The following is an 11539-nucleotide window of genomic DNA, read 5'->3' as shown; positions in this document are numbered from 1 at the left end:
ATGATTTCCTTGATCAGAGCAAGATGTTTAAGGGAACTGTTGTGAAAGAGGACCGTTCTTTAATGAATGTTCCATTTGTAACTGGTTCTGAAGAATTGGATGCAAAGTTTGTGAAAGAAGCAAAAGCCGCAGGTTTTGTAAACTTAAAAGGACACAGAACGGTTGGTGGTATGAGAGCAAGTATCTACAATGCAATGCCAATCGAAGGAGTAGAGAAACTTGTAACATTCATGAAGGAATTCGAGGAAAAGAATTCTTAAAAAGAAAGGTATGGTTATTAATATGACAAAATATAATTGTTTAAATCCGATAGCACCAATTGGACTTAATATTTTTGATGATAATTATGTAAAAACCGATGTATTTGAGGAAGCAGAAGCCGTATTAGTTCGTAGTGCAGCGATGCATGAGATGGAGTTTTCTGCCAACCTAAAAGCAATTGCCCGTGCAGGCGCAGGTGTAAATAATATTCCATTAGATAAATGTGCAGAGCAGGGTATTGTTGTATTTAATACACCAGGAGCGAATGCAAATGGTGTAAAAGAATTAGTTGTAGCTGGTATGCTATTAGCAGCCCGTGATATCACAGGTGGTATCAACTGGGTACAGACAGTAAAAGAGGATGAAAGTGTAGCAAAACTTGTAGAAAAAGGGAAAGCAAAATTCTCTGGAACTGAAATTCAAGGGAAAAAACTAGGGGTTATCGGTCTTGGAGCAATTGGTGTTCTTGTAGCTAATGCAGCTAATAGACTTGGTATGGAGGTATTTGGATGTGATCCATATATTTCTGTGGAACATGCTTGGAACTTATCCCGTGATATTAAGTATGTAAAGACGAGAGAAGAAATATTTAAAGAGTGTGATTATGTTACAGTACATGTGCCATTACTTGATGACACAAATAAGATGATTAATAAAGACACCTTAGCAATGATGAAAGATGGTGTTGTAATCCTTAACTTTGCTCGTGACCTTTTGGTGGATGATGATGCAATGAAAGAGGCACTAAAGTCTGGTAAGGTAAAGAAGTATGTCACTGATTTCCCTAATGCTAAGACAGCTGGAATGGAAGGAGTAATTGCAATTCCTCATCTTGGTGCTTCCACAGAAGAATCAGAAGATAACTGTGCAATTATGGCAGTGAAGCAACTTCGTGACTACATCGAAAATGGTAACATTGTGAACTCCGTAAATTATCCAAGTCTTGATGCTGGTGTATGTCAGAATGGTACTCGTGTAACGATTTGCCATAAAAACAAACCAAACATGCTTGCTCAATTTACAACTGTATTTTCCTCTAAGAATCTTAACATAGAGAATTTGGCAAATAAGAGTAGGGGTGATTATGCTTACACTGTACTCGATTTATGTACTGTGGTGACTGAGGAATTTGTAAAAGAATTAGAAGCAATCGATGGTGTATTAAAGGTACGTGTTATTTAATTTAGAGCTTATACTAAGGAAAACTTGTTTATAAAACAGTGAAATATTTTCTACCAAAAGTAAGAGGATACTGTAAGTTAGCCTTAATAGTTATAAAAAGGGGTAAATTAGATATCCTATATTAAGCAAGTGAAACATAGGATATCTAATTTCTACTTTCTATTTATGCAAAGAAAAGTACGCAAAGCGTGCTTTTTCTTGTTTTATGAAGCAGATATAGTGTTTATACGATAATAATCACGACGAAATCATGATATTACCATGTGATTAGAAGAAAAATCAATTGAATAAAAGAAAATAAATGTGTATAATCATATAAGAGTGCGACAAAAGTTACACATTACATAAGGATGTTTGGAAAGGATTTTAAAATGCAGTTATTAAAAGATAGAATAAGAAAAGATGGTATCGTAAAACAAGGTAATGTACTAAAAGTGGATTCCTTCTTAAATCATCAGATGGACATTGAGTTAATCAATGAGATAGGAAAAGAGTTTAAGAGATTATTTGAGAAAGAGAAAATTACTAAGATTTTAACGATAGAGGCATCCGGTATTGGTATCGCATGTATTGTGGCACAGTATTTTAATGTTCCAGTTGTATTTGCAAAGAAAGCACAAAGCATCAACATTGAAGGTGAAGTTTTTACTACAAAAATAGAGTCATTTACACATAAGAAAACATATGATGTTATAGTATCAAAGAAGTTTTTAAAACCAACTGATCGAGTTTTAATCATTGATGATTTTTTGGCAAATGGCTGCGCTTTAGTAGGTCTTATAGATCTTGTAATTAGCTCTGGCGCTTCGGTTGAAGGAATAGGAATCGTAATTGAAAAAGGATTTCAATCTGGTGGTGAAATTATTCGTGAAATGGGAATTCATTTGGAATCATTAGCAATTGTAGATAGTATGAATGCAGAAGATGGTACCATTGAGTTTCGAGGAGATAAATAAAGTATAGGATTGCACCATGGAAAATTCTGTGGTGCATTTTTTCGTTTAGAACTTTAAACTAACTTGTAAAACATATATAATGTAACTATAGGAGTGAACGCTCCCACCACTTAAATCAGCAAAGTTAAATAGTTAAGTCTTTTACGTCAATTGGCGTAGAATTCATCTCACCACCTACGCGCTGAGTGTTCTTCTAAATTATTGATAAACAAAAGACAAGTAATCATGAAAAGCAAAAGACATACGCAATTATGGAGGTAAACATGGACAGAGTATTTCATTACTTAAAACCTTATTATAGGCAGATGATTTTTGGGTTAATTATTAAAATTGCTGGGACATTTGCCGACTTAGGTCTACCATGGGTATTAGCATATATCTTGGATGATGTCATACCTTTTGGTAAGGTGTCGTATATCCTGTTATGGGGCGGGATTATGGTTCTATTATCCATTGCAGCTAGAGTGTTAAATATTATTGCGAATCGAATGGCATCGAAAGTAGCTAGAAATAGCGTAGAGACCATAAGACATGACACGTTTGAACGTATCACAAACTTATCTGGTGCACAAGTGGATAAATTTACAGTACCATCTCTGATATCCAGAATGACTACTGATACATATAATGTGCATCAGGTGATAGGAATGATGCAACGATTGGGAGTACGTGCACCAATTATTCTAGTTGGTGGTATTGTATTAACAGCAACATTAGATCCCATATTAACTCTTATCTTAATTGCAATTCTTCCACTACTAGGCTTGCTTGTTTACCTAATTTCTAAAAGGGGTATCCCATTGTATACAAAGGTACAAGCATCAGTAGATAAGATGGTTCAAACAATTCGAGAGAATATTTCCGGAATACGTGTTATTAAGGCATTAAGTAAAACTGAATATGAAAAACAGAGATTTCGTCACGTAAATGATGAGGTAATTAGTAATGAAATTAAAGCAGCTAGTATTATGGCTTTCTCAAGTCCTATCATGAATTTATTGCTAAATATTGGACTCGCTATCGTAGTCATTGTTGGTGCATTTCGTGTGAATTCAGGGGTTACACAACCAGGTAAGATAGTTGCTTTCTTATCCTATTTTACGATGATATTAAATGCCATGATGATGGTCACCAGACTTTTTATAAATTACTCAAAAGCAAGTGCATCTGCAAAACGTCTTAAAGAAGTTTTAGATGCAAACGAGGAGCTAATTGTTACTCCAGTTGAAGTTTCGAAAGAGCAGGAAGAAAAGTATTTAGCATTTGATGATGTATCCTTTAGTTATGAAAATGATGAGGAAAAATTAAGCCTAAAGAATATAAGTTTTCAGTTAAAAAAGGGAGAAAGTCTTGGAATTATTGGTGCTACTGGTAGTGGAAAAACTACACTGATTCAGTTATTGATGCGTTTTTATGATGCTACAGAGGGGCAGATTATCATTGAAGGAAAAGACATACGATCGATACCATTAAGAGAACTTAGAGAGAATTTTGGTGTAGCGTTCCAGAACGATATTATTTTTGCGGATACCATCTTTGAGAATATTTCTTTTGGACGTAATCTTTCGAGGGAGCAGGTAATAGCAGCATCAAAAGATGCTTGTGCCTATGATTTTATCATGGAGAAAGAGAATGACTTTTCTTATGAAGCAGCAATCAAAGGTGGTAACTTAAGTGGAGGTCAAAAGCAGAGATTATATATCTCAAGGGCTCTTGCAAATTATCCTAAGTTTTTAATACTTGACGATTCTTCCTCCGCACTTGATTATAAAACGGATGCTATGCTTCGTCAGGCAATTCGTAATAATTATCAAGATACCACAATTATATTGATTGCTCAAAGGATAAGTTCTATTATGCAGTCTGATCATATCCTTGTTCTTGAAGATGGAGAGATGTTAGGGTATGGAACTCACGAAGAATTATTGGAACGCTGCGAGGTTTATCATGAGATTTATGAATCTCAGATGGGTAGCATGGAATAGACATTAAATACTGAAAAAGAAAAGAGGGACAGTCTTGGCAAAGGATATGTTTCAAGCTAGAAAAGGGAAAAAGGAAAGTGTAGCAGAAAAAGTAGTAAATACTGTAGACAGACCCAAAAATACTAGTAAAGTTTTACAAGGATTATGGGGATATCTGAAAACCTATTGGTGGATGCTATCGGGTGCGATTTTACTTGCAATGGCTAGTAACCTTTTTGCGCTAATTGGCCCAATGCTCTCTGGTAAGGCAATCGACTTAATTGAACTTGGGGTTGGCAAAGTACCAATCAAAGGGGTACTAAGGTATGCCATTCTTATGATAGGTTTTTACATTGTTTCCTCTATATTGTCTTATCTATTATCGATTTTGATGATTCGGTTAAGCCAAAGAATTGTAAAGAAAATGAGAAATGATGTTTTTGATAAGTTGATGGAATTACCGGTTGGATTTTTTGATCAACATCTCGCAGGAGATATTATAAGTCGAATTTCATACGACATTGATGTAATTAATACTTCACTTTCAACCGATTTGGTACAGATTTTTGCAAGTATTATAACAGTTGTTGGCTCTTTGGTTATGATGATAATTATTTCACCAAGCCTGGTACTTGTAATGTTAATTACAATCCCAATGTCTATCATTTATACAAAATATATGGCGAATAAAACAAGACCATTATTTCGAAAGCGATCAGAAAAGCTTGGTCAAATGAATGGTTTTGTAGAAGAGATGGTATCCGGCCTACGATCGATAAAAGCGTATGCAGGAGAAGAGGTTGTACTGGATAAGTTTGATCAAATTAATGAAGAAGCGGTTGAGGCGTACTATCAAGCGGATTATTACGGCAGTATCGTAGGACCTACAGTTAACTTTATAAATAACATTTCACTCACCTTCGTTACTGTCGTAGGTTCTGTCTTATTTTTATACAATAAACTAACCCTTGGTGATATCTCATCTTTTGTTTTGTATTCGAGAAAATTTTCTGGTCCGATCAATGAAGCGGCTAATATTATAAGTGAGATTCAGTCTTCATTAGCGGCAGCAGAAAGGGTATTTCGTGTGTTACATGAACCTTCTGAAGTAGCGGATGCTTATCAGGCAAAAGAGCTTCAAAATGTTAAGGGGAAGGTTGCAATTGAAAATGTATCATTTGGTTATACAAAAGAAAAAACAATTATCAAGAACCTCAATCTGAATGCAAAAGAAGGCAACTTAATTGCAATTGTAGGCCCAACGGGAGCTGGTAAGACAACGATTATCAATCTTTTGATGCGATTTTATGACGTGAATGAAGGTGCTATCTATATTGATGACAATGAGATTAAAGATTTGACAAGGGAAAGTTTACGTAAAGCCTATGCTATGGTGTTGCAAGACACCTGGATATTTGGTGGAACGATATATGAAAATATTGCCTATGGGAAAAAAGATGCTACGATGGAGGAAGTTGTTGCAGCGGCGAAAGCAGCCAGGATACATTCCTATATTAAGAATTTGCCATTAGGATATGATACCGTATTAAATGAAGACGGTATGAATATCTCAAAAGGTCAAAAGCAGTTATTAACGATTGCTAGAGCGATGCTGTTAGATGCTAAGATGCTAATTCTTGATGAAGCCACATCTAACGTTGATACAAGAACAGAGATTCAAATTCAAAAAGCAATGAGAAACTTAATGGCAGATAAGACTTGTTTTGTTATTGCCCACCGCTTATCTACAATTCAAAGTGCAGATAATATCTTAGTTGTAAATGAGGGGAATGTCGTAGAACAGGGGACTCATTCCGATCTTATGAAGAAGCGAGGATTTTATTATCGTTTATATGCGTCTCAGTTTGAATAAAGGGTGAGTTATATTAAAAGCGCTAAAATATTATAAAAAGCATGAAAGAATTGTTGTAGAAAAATTGGTTATTGGAAGATAGGTAAATGCATGCATCGGCGTTTTCCTTATATGAAATAAGAGAGAATCACAAAGGGAAAAGTTTACTTTGTGATTCTCTCTCATTATGTTAGCTCTCATTATGTTAGCTCTCATTATGTTAGCTCTCATTATGTTAGCGTCATATAAGTTATCAACTTATTATGTTAATAACTAATCTGAGTATTTCTTATTATACTTACTCATTTACTAGACTTGAGATTTTATTATACCTCATGACTTTAGTGCTGTTTTGTCTTCATTTTACGAGCTAGTTTTTTACTAAGACCGTTTTCCTTTTTTACGTTAGCTAGCTTTTTCTCCTTTTGGCGCTTTTGAGCAATAAAGATGTAATAACCATCCTTTTCATGAATCTCTATACCACCAAAGACAGAGATAATTTTATTCTTATACCAGTCCTTACGCTTTGTTACCATATAGAGCTTACCACCCATGATAAGTCTGCGATAACTCTCCTCAATAAAATGTTTTGGAACAGAAAAATCAACATGATATGGTGGATTCGATAGAATAAGAGAGTATTCCTCTATTGGAAGATTACGAAATCCATCACTTTGTAAAATAGTGAGACCATCCAGTACTTGATTTTTTTCAGCATTTTTCTTACTAAGTTCAACAGCCTTTTCTGAGATGTCACACATGGTTACTTTTGCGGGTGATAGTACTTTACTGGCATAGATGCCAACTAAGCCATATCCACAGCCAAGGTCTAGTAAGGTATCAGATTGGTCGAATGTTACGTAAGATAGCATAGCCAAAGTTCCACGATCCGCAAAGGATGGTGAAAAAACTTCTGGGTCGGTAATAAAATCTAGAGAAATATCTTCAATTGTAACATGTATCATATAAAGGAAAGACCCCTTTCGATTTTTACGTTTTTGATTACGTTAAGATTATATCATGGAGCTGTAATTTAGTCAAAATATCTAAATATTTTCATTCATAAAACATAAGATATTGTAACGTTTTTTGGCTTTTATTAAATGTGTATAAAATGTAGGATTAGTATTTAAATATAGCTTGTTTGATGTTATAATGTAAAAAAAGCAGTGGAGGAAGCTATGAGGGAGATATTGTTTTTAAAACCAGTTTTTAAAGAGATGATATGGGGTGGTACGAGATTAAAAACTGATTTTCATTATAAAATTCCAAGTAATAACACCGGAGAGTGCTGGGCAATCAGTGCACATCAGAATGGTGATTGTGAGATTATAAATGGATTCTATAAGGGCTATACATTAAGTAAACTATGGTCGGAGCATAGAGAAATATTTGGGAACGTAACCGAAGAAGAATTTCCACTGTTAGTTAAGATAATCGATGCAAAGGATGATCTAAGCATCCAGGTTCATCCAGATGATACCTATGCAAAGAAAAATGAGAACGGAGCATTAGGAAAAACAGAATGCTGGTATATTCTTGATTGTGATGAAGATGCTGAAATTGTGATAGGTCATAATGCAAATAGTACAGATGATTTACGGGAAATGATTAAGAAGAATGCTTGGACGGACTTAATTCGAATTCTTCCAATTAAGAAAGGTGATTTCTTTCAAATTGAGCCCGGAACAGTTCATGCTATAAAAAAAGGAACCTTGATTTTAGAAACACAACAAAATAGTGATATTACGTACCGACTATATGATTATGGTCGATTACAGAATGGAAAACCAAGAGAATTACATCTTAGCAAGAGCGTTGATGTTATCCGTTGTCCTCATATCGATGTACAAACAAATCATATTAAAACTGAGTACCCAAATGCGACGAAAGAACATCTTGTAACATGTCCATATTATACTGTGTATAAAGTTGAAATTTTCGGAAAACAAGAATTTACACAGGATAAACCATTTACACTGATTAGTATAATTGAGGGAAGTGGAGAGATAGATGGAACCCCAATTCAAAAAGGAGACCATTTTATTATTCCGTCAGATTATGGTACATATCAGTTGACAGGTAATCTTAGGCTGATTGCTTCACACATTTAAAATAGATTACCATTGCTTATTAGCAGATAAAAATTTAAGTGACAAGTAATATTTAGGAGGAAATAATGAGTAATTTTTTTAATATGGACAATGCATTTTTTACAATCATGGGAAAAGTATGGGATATGATTCTCCTCAGTATTATCTGGGTGCTATGCTCCATGACGCTTGTGTTAATCGGGCCGGCCACGACTGCCTTGTACTATAGTGTAGTAAAAGTAATTCGTCGAGAACGTGGGTATGTGACAAGAGAATTTTTCCATTCATTTAAAGATAATATAAAATTAGGTACTATAACAACGATTATATTCTTTGTATTAAGCTATATCATGTACATTGACTTTTCCTATTCCAAAATTATGTTAGAGGAAGGTAAAAGTTATGGATCCTTGTTAATTGCTGGATTTGTTGCAATTACAACAATATTGGTATTTATCTTAATTTTTATCTTCCCTATTTTATCAAGATTTACACTAAATTTAAAAGGGTTATTTAAAACTTCATTTATTATTGCTATGAAGCACTTTCCTACTACATTTTTACTGGCAATTGTGATTGCTGTATTTGGATTAGCAGTATATGTAATCTATCCAGCGATTTTTATTGCACCAGCATTATGCTGTTTGGTATGTTCCTTCTTAATAGAACGTGTTTTTAAAAAATACATGCCAAAGCCGGAAGGAACAGAAGAAGAAACAGGAAAGGACTTATGGTACTGGGAATAGATTTTCAGTATTGCAATTACCTTTCATAGACTCGTATGGGATAAGCAAGCCATTGTTATGTTATAAGTAACGATGAGCTTGCTTTATATTTAACCTCATAAAGGAAGTCCTCCGCTTCTTTAAACGGAGGTAAGGACTTGCCTGAAATGCCACGTAGTGGCAATGAGGTAGAGTAAGTAGCGTAAGCGGATTGCGAATATCCGCTTTAACTAGAAGAAAAATTCTAGAAAGGAAAAGGTAGATTTAGATAAGTTATTCTGCCAGTGATAGCGTATGAATGATACATTATACCAAATGATGAATTGGGAAGCAGTTGAAGCGATTGTATATTCAGAACACGATAATCCACATGAAATTCTAGGACCGCATAAGACGGAGAAGGGTGTAGTGATTCATTGCTTTTTTCCGAATGCTTGTGAGGTGAAAATTAACCTACAGTCTAATAATAATGAGCAATATAAGATGGAGCAGATGGATGAAGCTGGTTTCTATTCTGTACTTCTTCCACAAAAGGAAATACCAAAATATGAACTAGTTGCTACCTATCCGAATGGTAATACTGAAAAGGTAGTTGATCCATATTCTTATCCTCCGATGATAAATAAGGAGGATTGTGAAAGCTTTAGACAAGGAATCCATTATAAGATTTATGAATGTTTGGGAGCACATGTAAAAACAGTCCATGGTGTGAAAGGAACTTTATTCGCTGTTTGGGCACCTATGGCAATTCGCGTTAGTGTAGTTGGAAACTTTAATCTTTGGGATGGTAGAAAGCATCCAATGAGAAGACATTCTAATTCAGGAATTTTTGAACTTTTTATACCAGGGGTGAATCACGGAGAACTTTATAAGTTTGAAATAAAGGCAAAGGGAGGGCTAACCTTCTTAAAGTCCGATCCCTATGCTTTTTATGCAGAGGTACGGCCAAACAATGCTTCCATCGTTTATGAAAGAAAGAAATATCCTTGGGAAGACAAAGCGTGGCTAGCCAAAAGGAAGAAGGCAAAAGTAAAAGAAGAACCAATGAGCATCTATGAGTTGCACTTAGGCTCCTTTAAAAAACCAACCGAAGAGAACGGAAGCTTTTATAATTATAGAGAACTTGCGCCAATGCTGGCGTCTTATATAAAAGAAATCGGGTATACACATATCGAAATAATGCCAATTATGGAGCACCCACTTGATGCTTCATGGGGGTATCAGGTTACGGGGTATTATGCTACGACCTCAAGGTATGGAACACCAGATGATTTTAAATATTTTATGAACTATATGCATCAGGAGGGAATCGGTGTCATACTTGACTGGGTGCCAGCACATTTTCCAAGGGATACATATGGTCTATCTAATTTTGATGGCACATGCTTATACGAACATAAAGACCCAAAAAAAGGTGCACACCCACACTGGGGAACTCTTATTTTTAATTATGGCTGCCAGCAGGTATCTAATTTTCTTATTGCCAATGCTTTGTTTTGGTTAGAGGAATATCATGTTGATGGAATTCGAATGGATGCAGTTGCTTCCATGTTATATCTTAACTATGGTAAAAATGATGGAGAGTGGATACCAAATGAGTATGGTGGATATGAGAATCTAGAAGCCATTGAGATGTTAAAACATCTTAATTCGATTGTTAAAAAAAGAAAAGATGGTACAATAATTATTGCAGAAGAATCTACTGCCTGGCCAATGGTGACAGGTGACCTAAATGAAGGTGGTCTTGGCTTTGACTTTAAGTGGAATATGGGTTGGATGAATGATTTTACCAACTATATGAAACAGGACCCATTATTTCGAAAAGGTTGTCATAATGCCCTAACTTTTAGCATGGTTTATGCATATAGTGAGAATTTTGTCTTAGTGTTATCTCATGATGAAGTTGTACATGAAAAAGGCTCTATGATTCAAAAGATGCCAGGTGAGCTTAATGATAAGTTTGCCAATCTTCGTGCAGCATATGGGTTTATGATGACGCATCCTGGAAAGAAACTACTATTTATGGGACAGGAGTTCGGTCAATTTTCGGAATGGAATGAAGATAAAAGTTTAGATTGGGATCTTCTTAAGCGAAAAGAAAATGCAGCGCTTAGAGAGTATGTAAAAAATCTTCATAAACTTTATCGTGAGAATTCCGCCCTTAATGAGACAGATCATCTTGCGGATGGATTTGAATGGATCAATAGTATGGATGCAGATCATAGTATTATTAGTTTTGTTCGTACGAATAAAAAGCAAGAAGAACACCTCTTTGTTATACTTAATTTCACTCCGGTGGTTTATGAGGAATACTATGCTGCGGTTCCTTGTATGGGAAAATACAAAGAGATATTAAATAGTGATGATTTCGTATATGGCGGGAAAGGTTATGTGAATAAAAGAGTGAAGAATGCTATAGCAAAAGAAGTTGATGGTAGAAAGCAAGCGATTAAGATAACGCTACCACCACTTGGAATGGCAGTATTTACTATTTCAGAACGTATTC

The 11539-nt window shown here is 35.0% G+C and carries 7 protein-coding genes and 2 pseudogenes; 8 read left to right on the top strand and 1 reads right to left on the bottom strand.

Translation table 11 applies throughout. From position 1 onward, the window contains the following. The 5 genes and pseudogenes from RTP52_RS18310 to RTP52_RS18290 form a co-directional block, all read left to right on the top strand. Positions 1-260 (top strand): annotated as a pseudogene (locus RTP52_RS18310) (3-phosphoserine/phosphohydroxythreonine aminotransferase); the annotation flags it as partial. Between the two features lie 22 nt (positions 261-282). Further along, positions 283-1443, top strand: a complete 1161-nt coding sequence (locus RTP52_RS18305; protein ID WP_312372820.1) for a phosphoglycerate dehydrogenase — start codon at positions 283-285, stop codon at positions 1441-1443. 371 nt (positions 1444-1814) lie between these two features. Next, positions 1815-2399 (top strand): xanthine phosphoribosyltransferase, encoded by a 585-nt coding sequence (locus tag RTP52_RS18300; protein ID WP_312101078.1) that lies wholly within the window; start codon positions 1815-1817, stop codon positions 2397-2399. 263 nt (positions 2400-2662) lie between these two features. Beyond that, positions 2663-4384, top strand: a complete 1722-nt coding sequence (locus RTP52_RS18295) for an ABC transporter ATP-binding protein (RefSeq protein WP_312372818.1) — start codon at positions 2663-2665, stop codon at positions 4382-4384. Between the two features lie 34 nt (positions 4385-4418). Next, positions 4419-6236, top strand: a complete 1818-nt coding sequence (locus tag RTP52_RS18290; RefSeq protein ID WP_312372816.1) for an ABC transporter ATP-binding protein — start codon at positions 4419-4421, stop codon at positions 6234-6236. Positions 6237-6556: 320 nt separating this feature from the next. On the opposite strand, the gene RTP52_RS18285 is transcribed toward RTP52_RS18290, so the two are convergent. Next, positions 6557-7180: a class I SAM-dependent methyltransferase gene (locus RTP52_RS18285; RefSeq protein WP_312372814.1), complete on the bottom strand. Its 624-nt coding sequence runs from the start codon at positions 7178-7180 to the stop codon at positions 6557-6559. A gap of 216 nt (positions 7181-7396) precedes the next feature. Here RTP52_RS18285 and manA point away from each other — a divergent pair, with 216 nt between their 5' ends. The 3 genes and pseudogenes from manA to glgB all read left to right on the top strand — a co-directional run. Further along, positions 7397-8329 carry a mannose-6-phosphate isomerase, class I gene (manA, locus tag RTP52_RS18280; RefSeq protein WP_312101069.1) on the top strand — a complete coding sequence of 311 codons (933 nt, stop codon included), beginning with the start codon at positions 7397-7399 and terminating at the stop codon, positions 8327-8329. Positions 8330-8394: 65 nt separating this feature from the next. After that, complete coding sequence (locus RTP52_RS18275; RefSeq protein ID WP_312101066.1) at positions 8395-9054, top strand: YesL family protein; 660 nt, start codon at positions 8395-8397, stop codon at positions 9052-9054. Between the two features lie 273 nt (positions 9055-9327). Then, positions 9328-11532 (top strand): annotated as a pseudogene (gene glgB / locus RTP52_RS18270) (1,4-alpha-glucan branching protein GlgB); the annotation flags it as partial. Between the last annotated feature and the right edge of the window lie 7 nt (positions 11533-11539).

The organism is Lachnoclostridium sp., from assembly GCF_031997925.1.
Classification (GTDB): domain Bacteria; phylum Bacillota; class Clostridia; order Lachnospirales; family Lachnospiraceae; genus Lachnoclostridium.
This window is presented reverse-complemented; position numbering and strand designations above follow the sequence as displayed.

What these genes read in the sequence shown, in the direction of transcription:
- RTP52_RS18295 (WP_312372818.1), top strand. Translation starts at nt 2,663, where the DNA reads ATGGACAGAGTATTTCATTACTTAAAACCTTATTATAGGCAGATGATT.
- RTP52_RS18275 (WP_312101066.1), top strand. Translation starts at nt 8,395, where the DNA reads ATGAGTAATTTTTTTAATATGGACAATGCATTTTTTACAATCATGGGA.
- RTP52_RS18285 (WP_312372814.1), bottom strand. Translation starts at nt 7,180, where the DNA reads ATGATACATGTTACAATTGAAGATATTTCTCTAGATTTTATTACCGAC.
- RTP52_RS18305 (WP_312372820.1), top strand. Translation starts at nt 283, where the DNA reads ATGACAAAATATAATTGTTTAAATCCGATAGCACCAATTGGACTTAAT.
- RTP52_RS18300 (WP_312101078.1), top strand. Translation starts at nt 1,815, where the DNA reads ATGCAGTTATTAAAAGATAGAATAAGAAAAGATGGTATCGTAAAACAA.
- manA (WP_312101069.1), top strand. Translation starts at nt 7,397, where the DNA reads ATGAGGGAGATATTGTTTTTAAAACCAGTTTTTAAAGAGATGATATGG.